Source organism: Pseudomonas sp. MPC6 (assembly GCF_006094435.1).
Taxonomy (GTDB): domain Bacteria; phylum Pseudomonadota; class Gammaproteobacteria; order Pseudomonadales; family Pseudomonadaceae; genus Aquipseudomonas.
Genome location: NZ_CP034783.1, coordinates 2,916,032 through 2,942,815, shown reverse-complemented (window position 1 = coordinate 2,942,815; position 26,784 = coordinate 2,916,032). Strand labels below are relative to the sequence as shown.

General features: G+C 62.0%; 26 protein-coding genes. 21 read left to right on the top strand and 5 right to left on the bottom strand.

Annotated elements, in window-relative coordinates; all coding sequences use genetic code 11:
- Positions 1–74: 74 nt before the first annotated feature.
- The 5 genes from ELQ88_RS15780 to ELQ88_RS15760 all read left to right on the top strand — a co-directional run bounded on the left by ELQ88_RS15780 (position 75) and on the right by ELQ88_RS15760 (position 4,053).
- Positions 75–1,100: an alpha/beta hydrolase gene (locus ELQ88_RS15780; protein WP_138966183.1), complete on the top strand. Its 1,026-nt coding sequence runs from the start codon at positions 75–77 to the stop codon at positions 1,098–1,100.
- 13 nt (positions 1,101–1,113) lie between these two features.
- Entirely contained in the window at positions 1,114–2,064 is a 951-nt protein-coding gene (locus tag ELQ88_RS15775) for a D-2-hydroxyacid dehydrogenase family protein (RefSeq protein ID WP_138966181.1), read from the top strand.
- A gap of 140 nt (positions 2,065–2,204) precedes the next feature.
- On the top strand, positions 2,205–2,738 hold the full coding sequence (locus ELQ88_RS15770) for a tetratricopeptide repeat protein (RefSeq protein ID WP_138966179.1): 534 nt from the start codon (positions 2,205–2,207) through the stop codon (positions 2,736–2,738).
- 53 nt (positions 2,739–2,791) lie between these two features.
- Complete coding sequence (locus ELQ88_RS15765) at positions 2,792–3,289, top strand: RNA polymerase sigma factor (protein ID WP_128870304.1); 498 nt, start codon at positions 2,792–2,794, stop codon at positions 3,287–3,289.
- Entirely contained in the window at positions 3,286–4,053 is a 768-nt protein-coding gene (locus ELQ88_RS15760) for a transcriptional regulator (protein WP_138966177.1), read from the top strand. Before ELQ88_RS15765 ends, ELQ88_RS15760 begins: the two co-directional genes overlap by 4 nt.
- A gap of 51 nt (positions 4,054–4,104) precedes the next feature.
- Here ELQ88_RS15760 and ELQ88_RS15755 read toward each other — a convergent pair whose 3' ends face one another.
- Positions 4,105–4,581, bottom strand: a complete 477-nt coding sequence (locus ELQ88_RS15755) for an MEKHLA domain-containing protein (protein WP_138966175.1) — start codon at positions 4,579–4,581, stop codon at positions 4,105–4,107.
- A 202-nt stretch (positions 4,582–4,783) separates the two neighbouring features.
- On the opposite strand from ELQ88_RS15755, the gene ELQ88_RS15750 reads away from it, so the two are divergent.
- Positions 4,784–5,815, top strand: a complete 1,032-nt coding sequence (locus tag ELQ88_RS15750) for a D-cysteine desulfhydrase family protein (protein ID WP_138966174.1) — start codon at positions 4,784–4,786, stop codon at positions 5,813–5,815.
- 3 nt (positions 5,816–5,818) lie between these two features.
- Here the strand turns inward: ELQ88_RS15750 and ELQ88_RS15745 are convergent, their stop codons facing one another.
- The gene (locus ELQ88_RS15745) at positions 5,819–6,157 is read right to left on the bottom strand and encodes an FKBP-type peptidyl-prolyl cis-trans isomerase (protein WP_138966172.1); all 339 of its coding nucleotides are present in this window, start codon (positions 6,155–6,157) and stop codon (positions 5,819–5,821) included.
- 146 nt (positions 6,158–6,303) lie between these two features.
- On the opposite strand from ELQ88_RS15745, the gene ELQ88_RS15740 reads away from it, so the two are divergent.
- The 4 genes from ELQ88_RS15740 (at position 6,304) to ELQ88_RS15725 (ending at position 11,008) form a co-directional block, all read left to right on the top strand.
- On the top strand, positions 6,304–7,368 hold the full coding sequence (locus ELQ88_RS15740) for a M4 family metallopeptidase (RefSeq protein WP_138966170.1): 1,065 nt from the start codon (positions 6,304–6,306) through the stop codon (positions 7,366–7,368).
- Positions 7,365–7,685: a protealysin inhibitor emfourin gene (locus tag ELQ88_RS15735; protein WP_138966168.1), complete on the top strand. Its 321-nt coding sequence runs from the start codon at positions 7,365–7,367 to the stop codon at positions 7,683–7,685. Before ELQ88_RS15740 ends, ELQ88_RS15735 begins: the two co-directional genes overlap by 4 nt.
- A 316-nt stretch (positions 7,686–8,001) precedes the next feature.
- Positions 8,002–9,810, top strand: coding sequence for a monovalent cation:proton antiporter-2 (CPA2) family protein (locus ELQ88_RS15730; protein ID WP_138966166.1), 1,809 nt, complete (start codon positions 8,002–8,004; stop codon positions 9,808–9,810).
- 88 nt (positions 9,811–9,898) lie between these two features.
- Positions 9,899–11,008 (top strand): DNA alkylation repair protein, encoded by a 1,110-nt coding sequence (locus ELQ88_RS15725; protein WP_138966164.1) that lies wholly within the window; start codon positions 9,899–9,901, stop codon positions 11,006–11,008.
- Here the strand turns inward: ELQ88_RS15725 and ELQ88_RS15720 are convergent.
- A complete protein-coding gene (locus ELQ88_RS15720) occupies positions 10,989–11,561 on the bottom strand; it encodes a cytochrome b (RefSeq protein WP_138966162.1) in 573 nt (190 codons plus the stop codon). The genes ELQ88_RS15725 and ELQ88_RS15720 overlap by 20 nt on opposite strands.
- Before the next feature lie 206 nt (positions 11,562–11,767).
- Here ELQ88_RS15720 and ELQ88_RS15715 point away from each other — a divergent pair, with 206 nt between their 5' ends.
- The 7 genes from ELQ88_RS15715 to ELQ88_RS15685 are packed head-to-tail and all read left to right on the top strand — an operon-like array spanning position 11,768 to position 18,062.
- Entirely contained in the window at positions 11,768–12,445 is a 678-nt protein-coding gene (locus ELQ88_RS15715; RefSeq protein WP_128870287.1) for a thermostable hemolysin, read from the top strand.
- Positions 12,435–13,916, top strand: coding sequence for an AMP-binding protein (locus ELQ88_RS15710; protein WP_138966160.1), 1,482 nt, complete (start codon positions 12,435–12,437; stop codon positions 13,914–13,916). Before ELQ88_RS15715 ends, ELQ88_RS15710 begins: the two co-directional genes overlap by 11 nt.
- Positions 13,913–14,587: an iron-containing redox enzyme family protein gene (locus ELQ88_RS15705; RefSeq protein WP_128870285.1), complete on the top strand. Its 675-nt coding sequence runs from the start codon at positions 13,913–13,915 to the stop codon at positions 14,585–14,587. Before ELQ88_RS15710 ends, ELQ88_RS15705 begins: the two co-directional genes overlap by 4 nt.
- On the top strand, positions 14,574–15,383 hold the full coding sequence (locus tag ELQ88_RS15700) for an SDR family oxidoreductase (RefSeq protein ID WP_138966158.1): 810 nt from the start codon (positions 14,574–14,576) through the stop codon (positions 15,381–15,383). The genes ELQ88_RS15705 and ELQ88_RS15700 overlap by 14 nt, the downstream gene beginning before the upstream one ends.
- Positions 15,380–16,024, top strand: a complete 645-nt coding sequence (locus tag ELQ88_RS15695) for a tetratricopeptide repeat protein (protein ID WP_128870283.1) — start codon at positions 15,380–15,382, stop codon at positions 16,022–16,024. The genes ELQ88_RS15700 and ELQ88_RS15695 overlap by 4 nt, the downstream gene beginning before the upstream one ends.
- Before the next feature lie 11 nt (positions 16,025–16,035).
- Entirely contained in the window at positions 16,036–16,698 is a 663-nt protein-coding gene (locus ELQ88_RS15690; RefSeq protein ID WP_064677521.1) for a response regulator, read from the top strand.
- Positions 16,695–18,062 (top strand): ATP-binding protein, encoded by a 1,368-nt coding sequence (locus ELQ88_RS15685; protein WP_138966156.1) that lies wholly within the window; start codon positions 16,695–16,697, stop codon positions 18,060–18,062. The genes ELQ88_RS15690 and ELQ88_RS15685 overlap by 4 nt, the downstream gene beginning before the upstream one ends.
- A gap of 107 nt (positions 18,063–18,169) precedes the next feature.
- On the opposite strand, the gene ELQ88_RS15680 is transcribed toward ELQ88_RS15685, so the two are convergent.
- Positions 18,170–19,066, bottom strand: a complete 897-nt coding sequence (locus ELQ88_RS15680; RefSeq protein WP_128870282.1) for a LysR family transcriptional regulator — start codon at positions 19,064–19,066, stop codon at positions 18,170–18,172.
- Between the two features lie 133 nt (positions 19,067–19,199).
- Between ELQ88_RS15680 and ELQ88_RS15675 the strand changes: the two genes are divergently transcribed.
- The 3 genes from ELQ88_RS15675 to lldD all read left to right on the top strand — a co-directional run bounded on the left by ELQ88_RS15675 (position 19,200) and on the right by lldD (position 23,955).
- A complete protein-coding gene (locus tag ELQ88_RS15675; protein WP_138966154.1) occupies positions 19,200–20,846 on the top strand; it encodes a GMC family oxidoreductase N-terminal domain-containing protein in 1,647 nt (548 codons plus the stop codon).
- A 244-nt stretch (positions 20,847–21,090) separates the two neighbouring features.
- A complete protein-coding gene (locus tag ELQ88_RS15670; protein ID WP_138966152.1) occupies positions 21,091–22,713 on the top strand; it encodes an MFS transporter in 1,623 nt (540 codons plus the stop codon).
- A gap of 99 nt (positions 22,714–22,812) precedes the next feature.
- Positions 22,813–23,955: an FMN-dependent L-lactate dehydrogenase LldD gene (gene lldD / locus ELQ88_RS15665; protein ID WP_128869606.1), complete on the top strand. Its 1,143-nt coding sequence runs from the start codon at positions 22,813–22,815 to the stop codon at positions 23,953–23,955.
- A 150-nt stretch (positions 23,956–24,105) separates the two neighbouring features.
- Here lldD and ELQ88_RS15660 read toward each other — a convergent pair whose 3' ends face one another.
- The gene (locus ELQ88_RS15660; protein WP_128869605.1) at positions 24,106–24,474 is read right to left on the bottom strand and encodes a DUF427 domain-containing protein; all 369 of its coding nucleotides are present in this window, start codon (positions 24,472–24,474) and stop codon (positions 24,106–24,108) included.
- A gap of 325 nt (positions 24,475–24,799) precedes the next feature.
- On the opposite strand from ELQ88_RS15660, the gene ELQ88_RS15655 reads away from it, so the two are divergent.
- A complete protein-coding gene (locus ELQ88_RS15655; protein ID WP_138966151.1) occupies positions 24,800–26,749 on the top strand; it encodes a DNA topoisomerase III in 1,950 nt (649 codons plus the stop codon).
- Positions 26,750–26,784 lie beyond the last annotated feature (35 nt).

The window sequence follows — 26,784 nt, the reverse complement described above, 5'->3', positions numbered from 1 at the left end:
CCGTGATTGCCTGTGTTTAATGTCGCCCTAATCATGCCGATCCAGCATCGGCGGATTTCCAATGGAGTTTACCCATGCCCCAGAGACGCTCGCGCTGGCTGCCCAGCCTGCTGCTGACCGCCGCACTGCCGGTCATCGCTTATGCCGAAGGCCCGGAATACGGTCCACAGTTGCAAGGTTTCGAATACCCCTACACCGTCAAGCACTTCGACTTCCAGTCCCAAGGCAAGACCCTGCAGATGGGATACATGGACGTCGCTGCCAACGGCAAGGCCAACGGGCGCAGCGTCGTGTTGCTGCATGGCAAGAATTTCTGCGGCGCGACCTGGGACACCTCGATCAAGGCCCTGAGCGACGCCGGCTACCGGGTCATCGCCCCGGACCAGATCGGTTTCTGTACGTCCAGCAAGCCGGACAACTACCAATACAGCTTCCAGCAACTGGCCACCAACACCCAGCAACTGCTCAAGGCCCTCGGTATCCAGAAGGCCACGTTGCTCGGGCATTCCACCGGCGGCATGCTCGCCACCCGCTATGCACTCCTGTATCCCGATCAGGTCGAACAGCTGGCACTGGTCAACCCCATCGGCCTGGAAGACTGGAAAGCCCTCGGCGTGCCCTATCGCACGGTGGATCGATGGTATGAGCGTGAATTGAAGGTCACCGCCCAAGGCATCCGCGACTACGAGCGCAGCACGTATTACGACGGCCGCTGGAAGCCCGAGTATGATCGCTGGGTGGACATGCTCGCGGGCCTGAGCAAAGGGCCGGGCAAGACTCAGGTGGCGTGGAATTCGGCGTTGATCTACGACATGATCTTCACCCAACCGGTGTACTACGAGTTCAAGGACTTGAAGATGCCGACGCTGCTGCTGATCGGTACTTCCGACACCACGGCCATCGGCAAGGACCTTGCGCCGCCCGAGGTCAAGGCGAAAATCGGGCACTACCAGGTACTCGGCAAGCAAGTGGCGAAACTGATTCCCCAGTCGACGCTGGTCGAATTCCCCGGGATGGGCCACGCGCCGCAAATGGAAGAGCCGGCGAAATTCCACCAGGCGTTGCTGGCCTGGCTGAACAAGACCAATCCCGTTCGTTGATGAGGTAAGGCTGATGGCGGTGCAGATTGCGGTTATCGACGACTGGCAGGATGTGGCCCGGGACGTGGTGGACTGGTCGGCGCTGGACGCCATCGGCCAGGTGAGTTTTATCCATGACTACCCCGCCGACAACGCAACCCTGGCAGAGCGACTGGGTGAATTTGAAGTGATCTGTGTGATGCGCGAGCGCACCCGGTTCGACGAGGACCTGTTGCGGCAATTGCCGACACTCAAACTGCTGGTCACCGGCGGCATGCGCAACGCCGCCCTGGACCTGAAAGCCGCTGCCGCGCTGGGCATTCGGGTTTGCGGCACCGACAGCTACAAACACGCCGCGCCGGAATTGACCTGGGCACTGATCATGGCCGCAACCCGTAACCTGGTGGTTGAAGCCAATGCCCTGCGCGCTGGCAAATGGCAGCAAGGGCTAGGCGGCGATTTGCACGGCAAAACCCTGGGAATCCTTGGCTTGGGCAGCATTGGCCAGCGTGTTGCCCGGTTCGGCCAGGTGTTCGGCATGCGGGTGATCGCCTGGAGCGAAAACCTGACCGCCGAGCGCGCGGCGGAAGTCGACGTGACCTATGTCAGCAAGCAGGAACTGTTCGAACAGGCCGATGTGCTGTCGGTGCATCTGGTGCTCAGCGAGCGCAGCCGGGGCATGGTCGACGCCCAGGCATTGGACTGGATGAAACCCACGGCGCTGCTGGTCAACACTGCCCGCGGCCCCATCGTCGATGAGTCGGCATTGATCAAGGCCCTGCAGAAACAACGCCTGGCCGGCGCGGCGCTGGACGTGTTCGAGCAAGAGCCTTTGCCCGCGCATCATCCGTTCCGGACCCTGGAGAATGTGCTGGCCACGCCCCACGTCGGGTACGTCAGTCGGCAGAACTATCAACAGTTTTTTTCGCAGATGATCGAGGACATCCAGGCCTGGTCGGCCGGCGCGCCGATTCGCCTGCTGTAGGAGCAAGCACGCTCCTACAGTTCACCCGCCATCGCCCCGAATCGACGGACGCGAGCAGAACCAGTCAACTATGTTGGCCTGCTCGATGTCTCAACCTCGACTGGTTCGAACTGAAACGCATCCACCTTGGAGCATCGTCAATGAACATCCGTCTTGCTGCTTTCACTACCCCGCTGCTGCTGGTCTTCGCCCTGTCCGGTTCGCTTGCATTCGCCAACGGCGATGAAGAGGAACCTGTCAAAAAACCCAACTGCCCCAAAGGCCAGGTCTGGGACAGCAAGCAGCAGAAATGCCTGATGCAGAACAGCAGCCTGGTCCCGGACGCCGACCGTACCGATTACGCCTATCGCCTGGCCAAGGACGGTCGCTACGCAGAAGCCCTCGCGTTGCTCGACACGCTGCAACAGCCGAACACTGCCAAGGCTTTGAACTATCGCGGCTACGCCACGCGTAAACTGGGGCGCACCGACGAAGGCATCGGGTACTACCTGCAAGCGGTCAAACTCGACCCGCAGTACGCGCAAGTGCGTGAGTACCTGGGCGAAGCCTATGTGATCAAGGGTCGGCTGGACCTGGCGCAGGAACAATTGCAGCAGATCAAATCGATCTGTGGCAGTACCTGTGAGGAATACCAGGACCTGGCTGAAGCCATCAACGATTCGTCGAAAACCTGACACCCGAGCGGACGGAGGTCGCCATCGCCAGCGATCAGGCAATACGGGCCGAATTGGGCCAGCATCTGGCGCGTCTATGGCGCTACGGCCTGCTGCTGTCCCGGCAACGGCACGTCGCCGAAGATCTGGTCCAGGCTACCTGCGTACGGGCGCTCGAACGTGCCGGGCAGTTTGTCCCGGGCACTCGCATGGACCGATGGCTGCTGAGCATCCTGCATTCGATCTGGCTCAACGAAGTCCGCTCGCGCCGGGTGCGTCAAGGCCAGGGCCTGGTGGATGCCGACCACGCGTTGTCGTTCGACGGTGAACACGCGGCCCAGCCCCCTGTCCTCGCCGTTCAGGTGATCCGCCGTGTCGATGCGCTGCCCGAAGCCCAGCGTGAAACGGTATTTCTGGCCTATGTCGAGGGCTTGTCCTACCGCGAGGTCGCCGAGGTGCTGCAAGTGCCCATCGGCACCGTCATGAGTCGCCTGGCCGCCGCACGGTTGAAGCTCGCCGAGTACCCGCCGTTGCAAGCCGTGCCGACACCTGCCACTGGAGAACCTCGATGAGTGATCACGCGATCCCTTCGGATGAGCAACTGGTGGCCTACCTCGACGACCAGCTCGACAGCGAACAGCGCCGCCGCATCGACGCCGCCATCGCCGAAGACTCGCTGCTCAACCTGCGCCTGCAGTGGCTGGCCCGCAGCAGCCTGCCGTTCAAAAACGCCTACGACGAATTGGCTCGGCAAGCGCCTACCGAACGCCTGCAGTCCATGCTCGACACGTTGCCCAGCCCCGCGCGTCCGGCCATGAACCGGCGCTGGTTCCTGGCGGCGGCGGCCGGGCTGGTGGTCTGTGGCGTGGTGGCGGACCGGCTATTCCTCAGTTGGCAATCGAGCTCGCAGAAAAATAGCTGGCGAGCACTGGTTGCGGACTCCATGGCGCTCTACGTGCCGCAAACCCTGGACCATCTGCCCAGCGACGAAGCCGCCCAGCGCGCGCAATTGCGCACCATCGACGCGCGTCTTGGGCTCAATCTGGCGCCGGCCAGACTGGCCTTGCCGCGCGCACAATTCAAGCGCGCGCAAATCCTCGAATACGACGGTGTGCCCATCGCCCAGATGACCTGGCTCGACCCGGCGCACGGCCCCCTGGCGCTGTGCGTCACCCGTGCCAACAGCGGCAGTCGACCCTTTGCACACGAACGTCGACGTGGGCTCAATGTGGTGTATTGGGCTGATATGGAACACGCGTGGATGCTGCTCGGGCATAACCCGGCGGCGGAGCTGGAGGACATGGCCAGGTTGTTGCGCAGCCGACTCAGTGCTTGAGTGCAATGGCGGTTAAGCGATGAAGGTGATGCTCCTACAGATTCCGCCTCCTCAATCGACCCGGCCAATACTCCGTTCATCCGGCCAGAACAACGCCGCCTGGCCCCGGTTTTCTCCGCGTTGATCGATCAGCGTCCAGACCTTGCCTTCGTGAATCATGAACGCATGACCCTCCCTGTCCACTCGATAGCCACTGTAGCCATGGGCAATGCCGTTGGCCGTGACCTGCTCCAGCAGCGACTGGCGCATGGCGCGGTCCAGCGGCGAAGCGCTGAACCGTGATGGCATGCCCAGGAATACTGAACGCGGGTATCCGAAGCAGGCCAGCGCCTGTTCATTGGCGTAGAAGAAACAAGGGTCGTCCTCCGTGCCATGGGCCAGCAGGCTGTAAGGCGCATGCGCGTGCAACCAATGCAAGCGCTCGGGTCCTGTCAGCGACCGGGGAGCCGGCAGGCTTTCTCCGGTCCAGTGCCGATAAGCGTCGTCCACTAGTTGGATATAAGCGGCGTATTCACTGATTGACGACACACAGCCTCCCCTGCAACGGCATTGACTATCCGAAACAATGCAGCCTATCGAAACCGGCCGAAAAAATCCGCCTCCCTAGCGGTCAAGCCATGCGCCATTAAATACATCATGTAATAAGAGAAATAACTGCCAAACGGGTTATCACGGGGAGCCCTTGTTCATACAGTCACCGGAATAACATGCGACCAACGAGGCCCTATTGATGCAAACCCTACTGGACAAGTCACTGAGTTCTTTTGCGCGAGCAAATTTGCTGCAAGGGCCCACCCCGATTCAGCGGGCCGAGCGCCTGGAACATCTGTTGGGGCTGAAGTCGCAGGGCATCGGCCTGTTTCTCAAGCGCGACGATCACATGTTGATGGGTGGGGGTGGCAACAAGCTGCGCAAGCTCGAGTTCCATCTCGGAGCTGCGCTGGAGGCCGGGGTCGACACGGTCATTACCGTGGGCGGTCTCCAGTCCAACCATGCACGCCTGACCGCCGCCGTGTGTGCTCGCCTGGGCATTACCTGCGAATTGATCCTGACCCGGTCGGTCCCCAAAGCTGATGTGGATTACGAACTCAACGGCAACGTCCTGCTCGATCAGTTGTTCGGCGCACACCTGCAGGTGCTGCCCGGCGGCAGCGATTCGGTCGCCAAGGCCGAGATACGGGCCGCGCAACTGCGCGATTGCGGGCGCAAAGTGCTGGTGATTCCTACGGGTGGTTCAACGCCCCTGGGCAGTCTCGGTTATGCGCGTTGCGCGGCGGAGATCGCGCAGCAGGAGACCGAACTGGATCTTAGCTTCAATCAGGTGGTGGTGCCCAACGGCAGCGCCGGCACCCATGCCGGGCTCGCGGCCGGCTTCCGGTTGCTGGGTCGCGGCACATCGCTCGTCAAGTCGTATTCGGTTTTATCCGATCGAGACACGTCCGCGGCCAGGACCCTGCAATTGACCCAGGACGCACTCACGCTGTTGGGCAGCAGCGCCATCGTGCAGCCTGAAGAGATTGTCATCGACGGTAGTCAACTGGGTGACGGTTATGGCCTGCCGACGCAGGCCATGCAAGACGCAGTACGCCTGATGGCCCAGGCCGAAGGCGTATTGATCGACCCGGTGTATTCGGGCAAAGCCTTCGCCGGGCTGCTGGCCGATCTCGGGCAAGGACGCTTCCGTTCCGGGGACGATGTGCTGTTCGTGATGACCGGCGGCACCCCGGGCCTCTATGCCTACCGGGAAACCTTTCAGCCCTGACAATCAATCATCCCGGGTCAGTACTTCCAGCAATTCGATCTCGAAGATCAGATTCGAATTCGGCGTGATCTTGCCCATGGTCCGCTCGCCATAGGCTAGATGCGCCGGCACCAGCAACTTGCGCTTGCCGCCCACCTGCATGCCGATGATGCCCTGATCCCAACCCTTGATCACCCGTCCGGTGCCGATCACGCACTGGAACGGCTTGCCCCGGCTGTAGGAAGAATCGAATTCAGTGCCGTCTTCCAGCCAGCCGCGGTACTGCGTGGTGATCAGCGCGCCCTTGACGGCGGCTTTGCCGTCGCCCGGCTGCAGATCGATGATTTGTAATTCTTCATTCATACTGGATACTCGTTCGTTGTCGCCCGGGTCATGGGGGCGCGGACGGAGGTTTTCGCAGAATCCGCCGCTGTTGGCAATCCATGGAACCGAATCGCCGCCTGCCGCTCAGATGTGTATCGACTTCGTACTCAGGAAAGGATGCTCTGATGACCGACTCACGATCGTTGTGCAGTTTCATTCCGCCATACATCCTCAACCGCATTATTGCCCATGGCTCCGAGCGGCAGCGCTCCAGTGCCCTGAGTACCCTGAGCCATGTGCGCACCCTTCGGCATACGCCGCTGCCACCGGTGCGGTCTGCGGCGGCGACCCTCCTGCCGCCTTCCGCGCAACCCGGTCAGGTCCTGCGCAGCATTCATGACGCTCAGGGGAAAATGCTCCTGCCGGGGATGCCTGCCCGGCTTGAAGGGCAGCCGGCGACGGGCGATCCGGCGGTCGATGAGGCCTACGATGCCTTGGGCGCCAGCCATGATTTCTTCTGGAAGGTGCTCGGCCGCGACTCCATCGATAACCAGGGTTTTGCGCTGATCGGCAGCGTGCATTACGGCCAGGATTATGAGAATGCCTTCTGGAACGGGGCGCAGATGGTCTTCGGTGACGGTGACGGCGAAATTTTCGAGCGTTTCACCCGCTCGCTGGATGTGATCGGGCACGAGTTGACCCATGGCGTGATCGAAAGCGAAGCCGGCCTGGTTTACGCCAATCAGTCCGGCGCCTTGAATGAATCGATATCGGACGTGTTCGGGGTGCTGATCAAGCAACATGTGCTGGGCCAGACCGCCGACGAGGCGGACTGGCTGATCGGCGCCGACTTGCTGACACCGCGGATAAAAGGCATCGGCTTGCGCTCGATGGCCCATCCCGGCACGGCCTATGACGACCCGCTGCTCGGCAAGGACCCGCAACCGGATCACATGCGCAAGTTCGTGATCACCCAGGAGGACAACGGTGGCGTGCATATCAACTCCGGCATCCCCAACCGGGCGTTTTATCTAGCGGCCAAGGCATTTGGCCGCTTTGCCTGGGAGAAAACCGGTCGTATCTGGTACGACACCCTGTGCGACCAAGGCTTGAACAAAGAGGCGTCCTTCAGTGACTTCGCGGCGCTGACCATCGAGCATGCCCGCCAGCGTTATGGCGCCGATGGCGCTGAAGTGGTGCAGCACGCCTGGTCTGAAACAGGTGTGATCCCGACTCAGGAGCAATCATGAAAAGCCTGCCTGCACTGGGCGATGATACCGTGGTACGTCTGTCCCGCCAGGGCGGCGTGGCGGCGATCCATGCCTTGACTCGTCCGCGTAGCATCGAATTTGCGCAATGCAACATCGATCAACGCACACGGATTTGCTCGGTGCTGGAAGGTTGCCTGGCAATCGAAGACCCGGCCTCGGGGCGAGGTGACCAGCGTTTTTATGAGATTGAAGTGTGCTATCGCATTGGTGAGCAGGATGACCGGATGGTGATGAAAGTGCCTGAAGATCGGGCGCCGGGGGAATTGGTGCATCTGTGGGATAAAGGCGAGGTGTAATGAATTGGCTGCTTCGGGCGAAGTGAACCTGAGATAGCCTTCGTCGGCAAGCCGGTCTCGCTCCCACAGGTAATCGCTGTAGACCTGAGGTTTTCAGATCAACGCAGATCTCTGGTGGGAGCGGGCTTGCTCGCGAAAGCATTCTGCCAGCCGACGAATGTGTTGAATGTGACGCCGCCTTCGCGGGCAAGCCCGCTCCCACAGGTATTTGCTGTGCTCGCGACATCGGTGATCTAACCGTTCCCGCACTGGATCTGCGGCAAGTCCTGCCTTTATCCTTGTCGCCCCCGCCGTACCGCATCCGTTGGAGTTCGCCATGCCCCATGAAGGCAACCTGTTGCAAGCCGCTGTCGTGTTTCTGTTCGCGGCGGTGCTCACCGTGCCACTGGCCAAGCGCCTGCAACTGGGGGCGGTGCTGGGGTATCTGTTTGCCGGCGTCATCATCGGGCCGTCGGTACTGGGGTTGATCGACAATCCGCAAAGCGTCAGCCACATTTCCGAACTCGGCGTGGTGTTGCTGCTGTTCATCATCGGCCTGGAACTGTCGCCGCGACGTTTGTGGGTGATGCGCAAAGCGGTGTTCGGCGTCGGCCTGGCGCAAGTGGTGCTGACGGGGACGGTGATTGGCGTGTGTGCGCTGTTCGTTTTCGGCCAGTCGTTGAACAGCGCCATCGTACTCGGGCTTGGCCTGGCCTTGTCTTCCACCGCGTTCGGGCTGCAGAGCCTGGCTGAACGCAAGGAGCTGACCAGTCCCCACGGGCGGCTGGCGTTCGCCATCCTGCTGTTCCAGGACATTGCCGCGATCCCGCTGATCGCCATGGTGCCGCTGCTGGCGGGCGGTGATCACACCACCACCGCTGCCGAAGATTTGAACCATGGCTTGCGGGTGCTGGGCAGCATCGCGGTGGTGGTGATCGGCGGACGCTATCTGCTGCGCCCGGTGTTCCGGGTGGTGGCCAAGACCGGTTTACCGGAGGTCTCCACCGCCACCGCGTTGCTGGTGGTCATCGGTACGGCGTGGCTGATGGATCTGGTCGGCGTCTCGATGGCCCTTGGCGCTTTCCTCGCTGGCTTGCTGCTGGCGGACTCCGAATACCGCCACGAACTGGAAGCGCAGATCGAGCCGTTCAAGGGCTTGTTGCTGGGGCTGTTTTTCATCAGCGTCGGCATGGGGGCCAACCTGAGCCTGCTGCTCAGCGCGCCGATCGTGGTGCTGGGCCTGACCCTGCTGCTGATCGCCATCAAACTGCCGCTGCTGTTTGTCGTTGGCCGGTTGGCCGGCGGCCTGGGCAAGGTCAGTGCGATTCGCCTGGGCATCGTGCTGGCGGCGGGCGGTGAATTTGCCTTCGTGGTGTTCAAGATCGGCCGCGATCAGGGCTTGTTCGAGCCACGCCTGTATGACTTGCTGGTGCTGACGATCACCTTGTCCATGGCCGTGACGCCGTTGCTGCTGCTGGTGTGCGCGCGGCTGGTCAGCCCCAGGGTGCAACCGGTGGTGGTGCCGGAGAAATTCCGCGAGATCGATACCGACGCGCCGCGCGTGGTGATCGCCGGCATGGGTCGCATGGGGCAGATCGTGGCGCGGATCCTGCGGGCGCAGAACATCAAGTTCGTGGCCCTGGACACTTCGGTGGAAACCATCGAGCTGTCGCGCAGCTTCGGCGGCGTGCCGGTGTTCTACGGTGACCCGATGCGCCCGGAAATCCTCAGCGCGGCCAAGGTCGGGCAGGCGGAGTATTTCGTCATCGCCACCGATGATCCGGACACCAACATCAAAACCGCCGAGCTGGTGCACAGGCTCTATCCGCACATGAAAATCATCGCCCGGGCCCGCAACCGTCAGCATGTGCACCGTTTGATGGACATCGGCGCCGAGGCTATTCGCGAAACCTATTATTCGAGCCTGGAAATGAGCCGGCGAACGCTGGTCGGGCTGGGACTGAGCCAGGCCCAGGCGGATGCGCGGATCAAGCGCTTCAAGCATCACGATGAACAGGTGCTGGAAGCCCAGCATGCGGTGTATGACGATGCGGCAAAGGTGCTGCAGACGGCGCAGGAAGCGCGGGCGGAATTGGCCCGGTTGTTTGAGTCGGATCAGCTGGAAGAACAATCGGCTAAAAATTGAGGTGAATGTGCGGGCCTCATCGCGGGCAAGCCCGCGATGAACGATAACGCGGTGCATCGGACAAACAACGACTGTCAAGGAACCCACAATGGCTGCTGATCAACCCTCTCCCGCCCTGAAAGAAATCTTCAACGCCGAACGTCTGCAGCACATCGCCACCGAAATGACCGCCGTCTACCCCGCGTTCAACGCCAAGGCCTTCCTGAAATTGGCCAACGAAGGCCTTGAGCACTTGTCGATCATGCAACGCATGGCCAGGGTCAGCGAGTGCCTGCACGCGGTGCTGCCATTGAGTTATGAAGAGACGCTCGAAGTGCTTTACGCCCTCGCCCCGCGGCTGAACAGCGGCTTCGTCAGCATCTCGTTGCCGCACTACGTCGCGACCTACGGCGCTGACCGGTTCGAGCTGTCCATGGACGCACTCAAATACTTCACCGCATTCGGTTCATCGGAGTTCGCGATCCGGCACTTCCTGCGCAGGGATCTGAAACCCACGCTGGCGCAGATGCATCGCTGGTCGCTGGATGCCAACGAACATGTCCGGCGCCTGGCCAGCGAAGGCAGCCGACCGCGTCTGCCATGGTCGTTTCGCCTGGAGCGAATCCAGGCCGCCCCGACACTCGCCGCCGCCATTCTCGACAATCTCAAGGCCGATGCCAGCCTGTATGTGCGCAAGTCGGTGGCCAACCACCTCAACGACATCACCAAGGACCATCCCGACTGGGTGCTCGACCTGCTCGAGCGCTGGTCACTGGAAAACAAACACACCGCCTGGATCGCCAGGCATGCCCTGCGCAGCCTGATCAAGCAAGGCAACCAGCGGGCGCTGGCAATCATTGGTGCGGGCGGCAAGCCTGAGGTCGAGATCATCGGGGTGAAGGTGGAACCGCCGGTGATTCGCCTGGGCGAAAAAATCAGCCTGTCCTTTACCGTGAAATCCGACGTGCCGGACAGCCAGCGGCTGGTGATCGACTATGCCATCGATTACGTCAAAGCCAACGGCAGCAGCTCGGCGAAGGTATTCAAGCTCAAGGCCTTGACGCTGCCCGGCAACGCCACCGAGACCATTGCCCGCGGCCAGCACATCAAGGAACTGACCACCCGCCGGCATTACGCCGGCAGGCACGCCGTGCATATTCTGGTGAACGGCGAGCGCCTGGCCAGCACAGCGTTCGAGATTATCGCTGACGCGGATTGACCGCACCGCCGGATCGACCGGGCAACATGCGAGTCAGCGTGTTATCGCGAACCCAGTAGTGATGGAACAATCCCGCCGCCGCATGTGCGCCGATCAACCAGTAACCGGTACTGCCGAGCAGTTCATGCCAGTACTTGAACTGCTTGGCCAGGGCCGGATCGACGGCAAGCGGCGACGGCAGGAAGAAGCCGAAATAAGGCACAGGCTTGCCCGCCGCCGACAGCATCAGCCAAGCCAACAGGGGGGTGGCGATCATCAGCCCATACAGCGCCAGATGCATCATGTGCATAATGCCGCTCTGCCAGCCGGGCAAGGCCGGAGCGATCGGCGGCCGAGGCGTCAGACGCCCGAGCAATCGCACCCAGACCAATCCGAAAATGCTCAGCCCGAACAAGCCATGCAACCCGAGAAACAGTCCTCTCAACGCGTGCCCCTTGGGCAGCAGGCCCTTGATTTCGATGCAGGCATAAACGCCAACAAACAGCGCCAGCATCAGCCAGTGCAAGGTGATCGACAGTGTTCCATACCGCTGAGTCGTTGAGTTGCGGGTCATCGTGAGCCTCGTTAACGTCATGACCGACTGCCGATTGATTCGCGCAATCCGGATCCGGTTTAGCACCGAAATTTACTGACGACACATTGCCCGGCCAGTCTTAAGACAATCTGAAGAAAGCCTCGACCACTCTTTCGCCACCTTCAGACTTCGTTAAGAATTGCCCCCGATACTCCTCCCACACTGACCCCGGGAGGCGTCTTCCAATGCCCGATTTTAACTGGAACATCCCTCTGCCGCTGCGGTTCGGCCAAGCCGAAACCCCGCAAACCAGTCTGGCCAGAGCCCTGCCGGGCGACCCCCAACGTCCCTTCTTCGAAGCCTTTATCCAGCAACGTTTTCGCAAGGCTCACGGGGCCGACATTCGTCATTTCATGCCGGAACTGTTCGGTATGCACGCCGCCTCAGGCGCACTGTGTGCGGTGGCCGGCGTCCGTCTGGCCAACAGCGGACAACTGTTTCTGGAGTGTTACCTGGATGAACCGATCGAGCCGCTGATCAGTGCCGCGGCCAACCGCCCCGTGGACCGGGCCGATATCGTCGAGGTGGGCAACCTGGCTGCCAGCGACACCGGCAGTGCGCGCATGAGCATCATCGCCATCACCTACCTGCTGGCCATGGGCGGCCTGGATTGGGTGGCGTTCACCGGCAACCTCGGCTTGGTAAACAGCTTTCATCGCCTGGGCTTGAAACCCGTGACCCTCTGCGCTGCCGACCCTGCCCGGCTGGGCGACGATCGCCACAGCTGGGGCAGTTATTACGAGAGCAAGCCCTGGGTACATGTCGGCAACATCCGCGCCGGCTTCATCCATTTGCGCGACAGCGGGATGTTCAATCGCCTGGGGTTGCCATCGTCCATCGAGGAATCCAGCCATGTCGCCTGAAGTGGAGCGTTTCAAACAGACCCTGCGCAGCCATGCCGAACGCAAGACCAGTGCCATCGCCCTGTGGGACGATCAACTGAAAGTGGACTACGCCACGCTATACGCCGAAGTGGTGTATCGCCAGCAGCGGCTGCGCGATGAAAACGTCAAGGTGGTTGCACTGGCACTGGATAATGGCACCGAAGCCATGCTCTGGGACCTGGCCACGCTGTTCGAAGGCCTGACCTGCCTGGCGTTGCCGGCCTTTTTCAGCGCGGCTCAACGCAGCCATTGCCTGGCGCAGAGCCACGCCGAGCTGGTGATTGCCGAACCGGAGCTGGACACCGAACTGCAAAGCGCCGGGTATGAGAAAGGCGGTGAATTCTGGCGTCGCAGCTTCAGCGGCCCGAACCGGATGCCCGAAGGCACCGCCAAACTGACCTTCACTTCCGGTACCACGGGCACTCCGAAAGGCGTGTGCCTGAGTGCCGAGAGCATTCTGCAAGTCGCCCGCGAACTGGATCAGGCCAGTAAACCTACTCAGGCGCAGCATCATCTGGCCCTGCTGCCCCTGGCGATCCTGCTGGAAAATATCGGCTGTTATGCCGCGTTATACGCAGGGGCCACACTGAGCGTGCCGAGTCAGAAAACCCTGGGCATCGAGGGTGCCAGTGGCGTTGACGTGCCGCGATTGCTCGGCTGCCTGGCCACCCGCGCCCCCGAGAGCCTGATCCTGGTGCCGCAATTGCTCCTGTTGCTGGTCAGCGCCGCCGAGCAAAAAGCCTTCTTCCCCTACTCGTTGCGTTTTGTCGCGGTGGGGGGCGCACGGGTCGCCGAGCAATTGTTGCATCGCGCGCAACGTGTCGGCCTGCCGGTCTATGAGGGTTACGGCTTGTCTGAGTGCTCATCGGTGGTGTGCCTCAATCGACCTGAAGCGCGACGCCCTGGAAGTGTCGGCCGACCCCTGCCGACGGTGCAGATTCGCCTCGCCGACGACGGCGAAGTGCTGATCAAGGGTTCGACCCTGCTCGGTTATCTGGGAGAAGCGCCGCACACCGGTGAATGGTGGCCCAGCGGCGATCTGGGCGAGTTCGATGCCGAGGGTTTCCTCTACCTCAAGGGACGCAAGAAGCATCAATTCGTCACCAGTTTCGGGCGCAACGTGAACCCGGAGTGGGTCGAGGCCGAGTTGACCCAGCGCCGTCATATCGCCCAGGCCTTCGTCCATGGCGAAGCCTTGCCCCGCAACCATGCGCTGCTCTGGCCCCATCGCCCGGATTGCACCGACGAACAACTGGCAGCCGCCGTGGCCGAGGCCAACGAGGCCTTGCCCGATTACGCACGGGTCCATCACTGGAGCCGCCTGGATCAACCCTTCACAGCCGCCAATGGCCTGCTGACCGCCAACGGCCGACCGCGACGGGATGCCATCGTCAAGCATTACCGGGCGCAGCTGACCGAACCCGCCCTTTGCGAGGAATCCGCATCATGAGTTTTTTTGACAGGCTACAAGAAGCGACCCGGCACGAACGCCATGAGCTGTTCAATCTGCCCATCATCCGTGACGCCCTCGAAGGCAAAGTCAGCCTGGAAAGTTACCGGGCCTTCCTGGCGCAAGCCTACTATCACGTGCGCCACACCGTGCCATTGATGATGGCGTGCGGGGCGCGCCTGCCATCGCGTCTTGAATGGCTGCGTGAAGCCGTGTGCGAGTACATCGAGGAAGAATACGGCCACGAACAATGGGTGCTCAATGACATCGAGGCGTGCGGCGGCGACAAGGACGCGGTGCGCGATGGCCGGCCGTCCTTGCCCATCGAACTGATGGTCAGCTTCCTCTACGACTTGATCGCCCGGGACAACCCGGTCGGCCTGTTCGGCATGGTCAATGTATTGGAGGGCACCAGCATCGCCCTGGCCACCCATGCCGCCGGCAGCATTCGCGAACGTCTGGATCTGCCGGAAAGCGCCTTCAGTTACCTCAGCTCCCACGGTTCGCTGGATATCGAGCATATGCAGACCTATCGCCAGCTGATGAACAAACTGGAGGATCCGGCCGACCAGGCGGCCGTTATCCATGCGTCCAGGGTGGTATACCGGCTCTACGCCGATATGTTCCGGGGCTTGCCACGTGATGAGGAATACCTGCATGCGCCTGTCTGAAGCGCGGGTGGTACTGACCGGTGCCAGCGGCGGCATCGGCCTGGCCATCGCCACCGCGCTGTGTGCCAGTGGCGCCCGGGTGCTGGCGGTAGCCCGGCATCGGGAACCGCTGGAGCCGTTGCTCGAGCGCTATCCGCAACACTTGTGCTGGCTTGGCGCCGACCTGACCCTGGTTGCGGACCGGCACAAAGTGCTGGCGGCGGCCGAAATCATTGGCGGCATCAACCTGCTGATCAATGCCGCCGGAGTCAATCACTTCGCCATGCTCGAACAACTGGCAGACACTGACGTTGACGCCATGCTGGCGGTGAACATCAGCGCGCCGATTTGCCTGACCAAAACCTTGCTGCCCCTGCTCAAGCAAGCCGAGAGCGCGATGGTGGTGAACGTCGGCTCGACCTACGGCTCGATCGGCTACCCCGGTTATGCCAGCTACTGCGCCAGCAAATTCGCATTGCGCGGCTTTTCCGAAGCCTTGCGCCGGGAACTGGCGGACACCCGGGTCGGTGTTCTCTATGTCGCGCCCCGTGCGACTCGCACGAGCATGAACAGCCCGGCGGCGCAGGCCTTGAATGACGCACTCAAATCCAACGTCGATGATCCGCAACACGTCGCCTCGGCGGTGATGCACGCCATCGCCGGTGATCGCCGCGACTTGTACCTTGGCTGGCCGGAACGCTTCTTCGTGCGCCTCAACAGCTTATTGCCGTACCTGGTCGACCGGGGCTTGCGCAAGCAATTGCCACTGATCCGGCGCCACAGTCAAAAACCTGAAAACGAGCATATGAAACCATGAAAAAACTGACCTTTTGCCTGCTGCTGGGGACCCTGAGCCAGAGCGTCTGGGCCCTGGACACTGCCGACCAGCAACGTCTCGCCGGCATCCAGCAAAGCTGGGCGCATATCCAATACGAACTGCCCGCCGAGCAACGCACCGCCGCCTTCGAAAAACTCGCCACCCAGGCGTCGGCCTTTACCCGGGAGCGCCAGTCGGTGGCCGAGGCGTGGATCTGGTCCGGCATCGTCACCAGCAGTTGGGCCGGAGCCCAGGGCGGGCTCGGGGCGCTGAGCAAGGTCAAGGACGCCAAGGTCGATCTGGAAACTGCCCTGAACCTGGACCCCAAAGCCCTGCAAGGTTCGGCCTACACCAGCCTCGGCGCACTGTACGACCGCGTACCGGGCTGGCCCATCGGTTTCGGCGACGCCGACAAGGCCGAGCAATTGCTCAAACAAGCCTTGCAACTCAACCCGAACGGCATCGATAGTCTGTACTTCTGGGGTGATCACCTCTACCGTCAGAAACGCTACAGCGAAGCCAGGGGCGCCCTGCAAAAAGCCCTGCAGGCAGATCCACGGCCAGGCCGCGAAACCGCCGACGCCGGGCGCCGTAAAGAGATCCAGGCCTTGCTGGTGGATGTGAACAAGAAACTCAACTGACAGGAGTCCGTGTGCGCTTACTACTGATCGAGGACGATATAGCCCTGGGCGAAGGCATCCATCAAGCCCTGGGCCGCGAAGGCTACACGGTCGACTGGTTGCAGGACGGCAGCAGCGCCTTGCATTCACTGCTCAGTGAAACCTTTGACCTGGCGGTGCTTGACCTTGGCCTGCCGCGCATGGACGGGCTCGAAGTGCTGCGGCGCTTGCGCGACAGTGGTTCCAACCTGCCGGTACTGATCCTCACCGCCCGGGATGCCACCGAAGACCGCATCGCCGGACTGGATGCCGGGGCTGACGATTACCTGATCAAACCTTTCGACCTGGCGGAACTCAAGGCTCGTCTGCGGGCCTTGTTACGGCGCAGCGCCGGCCGCGCCCACGCGCTGATCGAACACGCCGGCATCAGCCTGAACCCCGGGACCCAGCAGGTCAGCTATCAGGGTGAGCCCGTGGCCCTGACCCCCAAGGAATATCAGTTATTGCATGAACTGCTCTCGCCTCCGGGCCGGGTCATGACCCGCGACCACCTGATGCAATTGCTGTACGGCTGGAACGAGGAAGCGGAAAGCAACACCCTGGAGGTGCACATCCACCATCTGCGCAAGAAATTTTCCAGCGACCTGATCCGTACCGTCCGGGGTGTCGGTTACCTGGTCGAGGAGCGTCGATGACCTCGATCCGGCGTCGCACCCTGACCCTGATCATCGGCCTGATGCTCGCCGGCCTGGGGGTGATCAGCGTGCTCAATCTGCATGACAGCAACCACGAAATCGCCGAAATCTACGATGCCCAATTGGCCCAGAATGCCCGGTTGCTGCAGGGTGTGATGCGCATGCCCATGGCGAGCAAGGAACACGCCGAGTTGTATCAGGCGTTCAACAAGGCCTTGAGCGAAGCGGTTCCCGGGGTCGATGGCCATCCCTATGAGAGCAAGCTTGCCTTTCAGGTGTGGAATCCCAAGGGCGAAGTGCTGGTGCATACGGCCAGCGCGCCCTCCTTCTCCGCGCCCCCGACGAAACCCGGCTTCAGCGACGTGGTGGATCTGCATGATCGCCATTGGCGCGCGTTCATGCTCGAGGACAAACACAATGATTTGCGGATCTGGGTCGGCGAGCGTGACGACGTGCGTTCGGACCTGGTGGAGCGGATCGTACGTCATACACTGTGGCCCAATGTGCTGGGCAGCCTCATTCTCGCGGCCATGGTCTGGCTGGCGATTGGCTGGGGCCTCCAGCCCCTGGCGAATATGGCGGCGACATTGCGGGCGCGGCACAGCGGGTCGCTGGAACCGTTGCAACTGACCCCGCTGCCCAGCGAACTGGAACCGATGCAGGCGGCGCTCAATCGCATGCTCGCACAGATCCAGGAAGTGCTCGGCCGCGAGCGGCGCTTCATCGCCGACGCCGCCCATGAAATGCGCACGCCCCTGGCAGTCCTGCGGGTGCATGCGCAAAACCTGCTGGAGGCCGGCACCGAACAGGAGCGCCGCGAATCCCTGGAATTCCTGATCGCGGGTGTCGACCGGACCAGCCGCCTGGTCAACCAGTTGCTGACCATGGCCCGCCTGGAACCGAACACCGTGACCCGGGCATTGCACGCCATCGATCTGACCGAAACCGTACGCGACAGTCTGGTTCAGCTCACCCCCTGGCTGCTGAGTAAACATCTGGAATTGGCCTTCGACGTCAACGAGCGTCCGATTAAAGTGGTCAGCGACGCCGCCGCCATCGACATTGCCCTGAACAACCTGATCAGCAATGCCGCGAGCTTTTCACCCGAACATGGCGTGATCAGGGTGCAATTGAGCCAGGCCGACGGGTTTTATAACTTGAGCGTCGAGGATCAGGGACCGGGCATCGACGAAGCGGATCGTGGGCGCCTGTTCGAACGCTTCTACAGTCGCGGGAACGCGCAAGGGGCCGGACTGGGGCTGACGATCGTCAACACCATCGCCACTCGACTGGGGGGACGGATCACCCTGATCAACCGGCCTGAAGGCGGCTTGCGGGCGACCCTGTCGATACCCGACAAATAAATCCGCTGACACACCGCCCCCCTGTAGGAGCTGGCTTGCCAGCGAAGGCGGCGTGTCAGTCGACATAGGTATTGGCCGATATGACGTCTTCGCTGGCAAGCCAGCTCCTACAGGGGATCGGGGCCCAGCAATAGAGCCTGTTCGCTCTCGCACAGCTGCACCACGTAATCCCACAACACCCGCAGCCGCACCGACTTGTGCAACTCGCGCCGCGTGCTGATCCAGTAGCTGCGCAGGATGCTTTCTTCCGGCAACAACGGCACCAGACCGGGATCGGCGCTGGCCATGTAGCACGGCAACACGGCGATCCCCAACCCCGAGCGCGCGGCCTGTTGCTGGGCGATGACGCTGGTGCTGTGGAAGACCACCCGCGGATTGCGGCAAAAGCTGTTGAGAAACATCAATTCCTGGCTGAACAGCAAGTCGTCGACGTAGCCGATCCAGGCATGGCGCCCCAGATCTTCGCGGCTGAGCAGCGCCGGCGAGCGGTCCAGATAGTCCTGGCTGGCATAGAGCGCCAGGCGATAGTCGGTGAGTTTGCGGGTGACCAGCATGTCGGCGGCCGGGCGTTCCAGGTGGATGCTGATCTCGGCTTCGCGGTTGAGGATGCTGACGAAGCGCGGCACTGCCACCAGCTCCACTTCCAGCCCCGGATACCGCTCGAACAGGCCGTTCATGCGACTGGCGAGGAACATGATGCCCAGGCCTTCCGTGACCCCTACGCGAATCTTGCCCAGGGGCGCCGTGGATTGGGTGATTTCTTCCTGGGCCAGCAAGGCGACGTTTTCCATGGCTTCGGCGTGCTTGAGCAGCGCTTCGCCGGCCGGGGTCAACTCATAGCCCTGGGCGTGCTGGACAAACAGCGCGGTGCCCAGGCTCTTTTCAATGGCCTCGATGTGCCGGGCCACGGTGGCGTGGGTGGTGTTCAAACGCCGCGCTGCGGTGAGCAAACGCCCGCTGCGCTGCAATTCGAGAAAAAACCGCAGGTCATTCCAGTCGAACATTAATCATCCTTGAGACTTTGCTATGACAGGCCCTGTCTAAAAACGCACAGCGGCTGCGCAAAAACTAACATTCTTTTGACGAAAGCTAACAACTAGGATGACTGACGACAAGAACAATACTAAGAGGTCAGGGATGCAGACTTCCCTTGATGAATTCGACTACATCGTGGTCGGTGCCGGGCCGGCCGGCTGTTTGCTGGCGAATCGGCTGTCGGCCAACCCGCAACACCGAGTGCTGCTGCTCGAAGCCGGCGGTCGCGACAACTATGCGTGGATTCACATCCCCGTGGGTTACCTGTTCTGCATCGGCAACCCGCGTACCGACTGGTGCTTCAAGACCGAAGCGCAGCCCGGACTGCAAGGTCGCACCCTGAGCTACCCGCGGGGCAAGGTGCTCGGTGGCTGCTCCTCGATCAACGGCATGATCTACATGCGCGGCCAGGCCGGCGACTACGATGGCTGGGCCGCCGACGGCAATCCCGGCTGGAGCTGGAACGAAGTGTTGCCGCTGTTCAAGAAAAGCGAAAACCACTTTGCCGGCGACTCGCAGTTTCACGGCGCCTGCGGCGAATGGCGGATCGAGCGTCAACGGCTGTCGTGGCCGATTCTGGATGCCTTCCAACAGGCAGCCGGGCAAAGCGGCATCGCCAGCATCGAAGACTTCAACCAGGGCGACAACGAAGGCTGTGGCTACTTCCAGGTCAATCAGAAGGCCGGGGTCCGCTGGAATGCGGCCAAAGCCTTTCTCAAACCGATTCGCAACCGTCCCAATTTCACCCTGTTGACCGGTGTCGAAGTCGACCGTGTGCTGCTGGAGAATGGCCGCGCCTCTGCAATCAGTACGCGCTGGCAAGGCCAGGCGAGAACCTTCAAGGCGCGCCAGGAGATCGTGCTGTGCGCCGGTTCCGTCGGTTCACCGAGCATCCTCCAGCGCTCCGGGATCGGCCCGCGCCCGCTGCTGCAACGTCTGGGCATCGGCGTCGCCCGTGAGCTGCCCGGGGTCGGCGGCAACCTGCAGGATCACCTGCAACTGCGGATGATCTACAAACTGCAGAACGCCCGCACCCTGAACCAGATTGCCGGCAGCCTGTGGGGCAAGATGGGCATGGGCCTGCGTTACCTGTATGACCGCAGCGGCCCGCTGTCCATGGCGCCCAGCCAACTCGGCGCGTTTGCCCGGTCGGGGCCGGAGCAGACCTCGGCCAATCTTGAATACCATGTGCAGCCGCTGTCCCTGGAACGCTTCGGCGAACCGTTGCACGCGTTCCCCGCGTTCACCGCATCGGTCTGCGATCTGCGCCCGCAAAGCCGGGGGCGCATAGAGATTCGCTCTGCCGACCCGCAGCAAGCACCGCTGATTCAGCCCAATTATCTAAGCCACCCAGAAGATTTGCGGGTCGCGGCCGACGCCATTCGCCTGACCCGGCGCATCGTCTCGGCTCCGGCCCTGCAAGCGTTCAAACCGGTCGAATACCTGCCCGGCGACAGCTTGCAAAGCGAAGCAGAGTTGCACGAAGCCGCCGCGCGAATCGGCACCACGATTTTCCATCCGGTCGGCACCTGCCGCATGGGCAATGACGCGGACGCTGTGGTCGACGCCGAGCTGCGGGTTCATGGCATCCGCGGCCTGCGCATCGCGGATGCCTCGATCATGCCGCGCATCACCTCGGGCAACACCTGCTCGCCGACGCTGATGATTGGCGAAAAAGCCGCCCAGCTCATCCTCAACCCCTCGACAAGGAGCCTGACCTCACCCATGGAACGGGTCACGAATGCCTGAACCACGTACGCGATCAATGTAGGAGCTGGCTTGCCAGCGAAAGCGGTCTATCGGCCGATACATATATCGGCTGACACACCGCCTTCGCTGGCAAGCCAGCTCCTACAGGGGTTGTGTGGAGGGCACAAACAACCTGAACACCTGCAGGACGATTACATCCGATACATCGACAGTAGCGGCACCAGGCCCACAAGGCCGGTGCCGACAGTGGAACAACAAAAACAATCACTGTGAGGGATACGAAATGTCAGAACATGTTCAGCCACTGGAAGCCGTACGCAGTGCGGGGACCAGCCGCGAGACCCAGAAAGTCATCTTCGCTTCATCGCTCGGGACGGTGTTCGAGTGGTACGACTTTTTCCTCTACGGCGCCCTCGCGGCGGTCATCAGCAAACAGTTTTTCGCCGGGGTCAACGACACCACCGCCTTCATCTTTGCGCTCATGGCGTTCGCCGCCGGCTTCATCGTGCGGCCCTTCGGTGCACTGGTGTTCGGCCGGCTTGGGGATATGATCGGGCGTAAATACACCTTCCTCGCCACCATCATTCTCATGGGCGTGGCGACCTTCTGCGTCGGGCTGCTGCCGACCTACGCCAGCATCGGCATCGCGGCGCCGATCATTCTGGTGGTGCTGCGCATGCTTCAGGGCCTGGCCCTGGGCGGTGAATACGGCGGCGCCGCCACTTACGTCGCGGAACACGCGCCGATGGGCAAACGCGGGTTCCACACCAGCTGGATTCAGTCCACTGCAACCCTCGGCTTGCTGCTGTCACTGCTGGTGGTCCTGGCCTGCCGCTACTTCACCGGGGATCAGTTCGAAGTCTGGGGCTGGCGCATTCCGTTTCTGTTTTCGATCATCCTGCTGGGCATCTCGACCTGGATTCGCATGAGCCTGCACGAGTCGCCGGCCTTCGTGAAAATGAAAGAGGAAGGCAAACTCTGCAAGTCGCCGCTGCGCGACTCCTTCGGCAAATGGGAAAACCTCAAAGTCGTCCTGATCGCCCTGTTCAGCATCAACGCCGGGCAAGCGGTGACCTTCTACGCGGCGCAGTTCTACGTGCTGTTCTTCCTCACACAGTTCCTGAAAATGGACCCGGCCCTGGCCAATAGCCTGCTGATCGTCAGCGTGATCATCGGCGCGCCGTTCTTCATCTTTTTCGGCTGGCTGTCGGACAAGGTCGGACGCAAACCGGTACTGATGATCGGCCTGCTGCTGGCCACCGCGCTGTACTTCCCGATCTTCAAGTCCATCGCCCACTACGCCAACCCGGCCATCGACCAGGCCAGCCGCCAGGCACCGATCACCGTGCTGGCCGACCCGGCCACCTGCACCTTCCAGTTCGACCCGGTGGGCAAGGCGAAATTCGACAGCCCGTGCGACAAGGTCAAGACGTTCCTGGTCAAACAGGGCCTGCCCTACTCCAGCGCAGCGGCCCCGGCCGGCAGCGGCGTGCAGGTCAGCGTCGGTGATGTGAAAATCGACGGTTACGATGAAGCGGCCCTGCGTGGCGCGGTGACATTGGCGGGGTATCCGTCACAAGCCGATACGCAACAGGTCAACAAGTCCATGATCGTGGCGCTGATGGTGGTGCTGATCATCATTTCCGCCATGTGCTATGGCCCGCTGGCGGCGCTGATGGTCGAACTGTTCCCGACCCGCATCCGCTACACCTCGATGTCCCTGCCCTACCACATCGGCAACGGCTGGTTCGGCGGTTTCCTGCCGACCGTGTCGTTTGCCCTGGTGGTGTACACCGGGGACATCTTTTACGGGCTGTGGTACCCGGTGGTAATTACCGGGGTGAGCCTGGTGGTGGGGCTGATCTGCCTGCGCGAGACCAAGAACGTGGATCTGGACACCAACTGACAGCCAGTGCAAAAAAAAACGCCCCGCAACCCGGGGCGTTTTCGTTAATCTGATCGCTCGACGCATCCATCGCCCCGCCACTCTCCAGACCGAGGCACCATGATCATTTCATCCGCATCCGACTATCGTGAGGCAGCCCGCCGCAAACTCCCGCGTTTTTTATTCGACTACATCGATGGCGGCGCTTATGCGGAGCATACGCTGCGGGCCAACAGCGCCGACCTGGCCGACATCAGCCTGCGTCAGCGCATTCTGAAAAACGTCGAAACCCTGAGCCTTGAAACCACCCTCTTCGACCAACCGCTGGCAATGCCGATCATTCTGGCGCCGGTCGGCCTGACGGGCATGTTCGCCCGTCGGGGTGAAGTGCAGGCCGCAAAAGCCGCGCAAAACAAAGGCATCCCGCTGTGCCTGTCGACGGTATCGGTGTGTTCGATCGAGGAAGTCTCGAGTCAAAGCCAACAACCCCTCTGGTTTCAGCTGTATGTATTGAAAGACCGGGGCTTCATGAGAAACGCGTTGGAGCGTGCCAGGGCCGCCGGGGTGCAGAACCTGGTGTTTACCGTGGATATGCCCACGCCCGGTGCCCGCTACCGGGACGCACACTCGGGCATGTCCGGGCCTTTTGCCGCCTCGCGGCGAATTTTCCAGGCCATGACCCGCCCCGCCTGGGCCTTCGATGTCGGCGTCATGGGCCGTCCCCACGACCTGGGGAATGTGTCGAAGTACCTGGGCAAGGCGGTCACGCTCGAAGACTACATGGGTTGGCTGGCCAACAACTTCGACCCTTCGATCAGCTGGAGCGACCTGGAATGGATTCGTGAATTCTGGAAAGGCCCGATGATCATCAAAGGCATTCTCGACCCCCAGGATGCCAGGGACGCGGTCAGCTTTGGCGCCGATGGCATCGTCGTGTCGAACCACGGTGGGCGACAGCTGGACGGCGTGCTTTCCACGACCCGGGCCTTGCCGCCGATCATGCAGGCCATCGGCAATGACCTGACGGTGCTGGTCGACTCCGGGATCCGCTCGGGCCTGGATGTCGTCCGGATGCTGGCGCTGGGAGCCAAAGGCGTCATGCTGGGGCGCTCGATGGCCTATGCGCTGGCTGTCGACGGTCAACGCGGGGTGGAGAATATGCTGGCTATCTTTGCCAAGGAGATGCGCGTGGCGATGACCCTGACCGGGGTGACGTCAATTGGTCAGATTGATGAGTCCACGCTGGTGGATGCTGTTCGATGAGTGTAGGAGCAAGCTTGCTCGCGATGGACTCAAGAGCACCGCGTTTAACCAGTCAACACGCGTAATCGTTAACGACCATCGCGAGCAAGCTCGCTCCTGCAATGAACGGCATTACGCCTATACGGGGCGTTCATGTCCTGGACGCGGCCATCACTCGACGTCTTTCAGAATCTCGAACGTCACTTGATCGGGATAAAAGGCCACGTAGTCGCGAATCTGCTCGACCGACACTTTGGGGTTTTCATAGCTCCACACCGCATTGGCGCCTTCATGCCCAGGGATCTGCAGACTGAAATAGTTGGCGTCGCCCTTGTAGGGGCAATAGCTGGTGTGGTCGGTGCGGGCGAAATATTTTTCGTCGATGTCCTCCCGGGGGACGTAGTACACCGGAGGATAATTGGCCTCCAGCAGCACCAGCGCTCGTGCGGACGCGGCCACTTGAATACCGTGAAACTTCACCAGGAGGCAGCCTGGCTGTTCTGCAATGGTGATGACAGGACTGGGACCGGCGCTTTTCATCACTCTCTCCTGATCATGGGAAGCTGCATTGCTGTGGCGAGGGGGCTTGTGGGAACGCCACCTCAAGGCCTGCCACCGTGATGTAACAGGTATACCTCATGTTGCGCCATGGCGGCTGATTCACAGCCGAACGGGGCAAGCACCTTGGCCACACGATCAAAAGATCGCAGCCTGCGGCAGCGCCTACCGGAGTTACCGCAGGCCGCGATCTGTTTCATGCGCCGCGAGCAACCTTTTGCTGTACATCCATACAGATAATGATTGCCCTGGCGCTCGTCACCCGCCATTCTGTGCACCTCTCGAACACTGATCGACGACGGTGGCCATGCAGCTGTATCTCTGTGAAAAACCTTCCCAGGCCAAAGACATCGCGGCCGTGCTCGGCGCCAGGCGTCGCGGCGACGGCTGTTGGCTGGGAACGAACGTCACGGTGACCTGGTGCATCGGCCATCTGCTGGAAACCGCGCCGCCGGACGCCTACGACGCCCGTTACAAACGCTGGGTACTGGCGGACCTGCCGATCATTCCAGAGAAGTGGAAGATGACCGTCAAGCCCCGTACCGCCAGTCAGTACAAGGCCGTCAAACGCTTGCTTGGCGAGGCCACCGAACTGGTGATTGCCACCGACGCCGACCGTGAGGGCGAGATGATCGCCCGGGAACTGGTGGAGCATTGTCGTTATCGCGGGCCGATCCGGCGGCTTTGGCTGTCGGCGCTGGACGATGCGTCGATCCGCAAGGCGCTGGCGGCGCTCAAGCCCGGGGCCGAGACCTTCAGTCTTTATCATTCGGCACTGGGTCGCTCACGGGCCGACTGGTTGATCGGGATGAACATGAGTCGACTGTTCACACTGTTGGGGCGTCAATCCGGTTATCAGGGGGTCTTGCCGGTCGGCCGGGTGCAGACGCCGACCCTGCGCCTGGTGGTGGATCGTGACCGCAGCATTGCCGACTTCGTCCCGGTCGCTTATTGGGCCATCGACGTGCAGCTGCTGCACGACGGCACCGCGTTTACCGCGCAATGGCGGGCGGCCTCCGACGCGTGCGACGATCAGGACCGCTGCCTGAACCAGGCGCTGGCACAGCAAGCGGCGGCGGCGATGAGCAGCGCGGCGAGCGCGCGGGTGATCAAGCTGCGTACCGAGCGGATGCGCGAAGTGGCGCCCCTGCCGTTCGACCTGGGTACCTTGCAGGAGGTCTGCTCGAAGAAGCTGGGCCTGGGCGCCCAGGAAACCCTCGATATCGCCCAGGCGCTCTACGAAACCCACAAGGTCATCACCTACCCGCGCAGCGACTGCGGCTACCTGCCACTGAGCCAGCACAGCGAAGCGCCAGGCATCCTGGCAGCGCTGAGGCAGGCCGACCCGGCGCTGAACGCCTTGAACGATCACCTGCAGCCTCAGCGGCGCTCACGGGCCTGGAACGATGCCAAGGTCAGCGCTCACCACGGCATCATTCCCACCGCCGCGGCAAAGAACCTCGAGCGACTGGTGGGCAAGCAGCGGGCGGTCTACACGCTGATTCGCGCGCGTTATCTGGCGCAGTTTCTGCCCAACCACGAATACGACCGCACCCAGGCCGACTTCGACTGTGCCGGCGAGGCCCTGCGTGCCGTGGGCAAGCAGATTGTCGAGCCCGGTTGGAAACGCGCCCTGCCCGAGGCCCTTGCCCCGGCCAAGGGCCGCGAAGCGCCGGTGCCGCAAACCCTGCCGGCCTTGGCCGAAGGGCGCGATTGCGCCGTGGCCGAGGTGAAGCTCAAGGACCTCTGGACGCAACCGCCCAAGCCGTTTACCGAAGGCGACCTGATCAAGGCGATGAAGAACGTCGCCAAACTGGTGGAAGATCCGCAGCTCAAGCAAAAGCTCAAGGACACTACCGGCATCGGTACCGAAGCGACCCGGGCCTCGATCATCCAGGGTTTGCTCGACCGCGGTTACCTGATCAAGCACGGCAAGGCCCTCGCCGCGACCCCGGCCGCGTTCAGCCTGATCGATGCCGTGCCGCGCGCCATCGCCGATCCCGGGACCACGGCGATCTGGGAACAGGCGCTGGACATGGTGCAGAGCGGTGAAATGAGCCTGGAAGAATTCGTCACCAAACAGGCCGCCTGGATGAGCAAGCAAGTCGCCCGCTGCGCCGGCCTGAACCTGACCATCAGCGGGCCGGCAAGCCCGGCCGGACGTGGCGCCACGCCGTGGAAAAACCAACGCAAACCCGCCAAGCGCAAGCCGTCGACAGGCACCAGACGCACGGCGAAACCGGCGAGCAAGGCTTGAGGGCCACGCACAGTCCTGTGGCGAGGGAGCTTGCT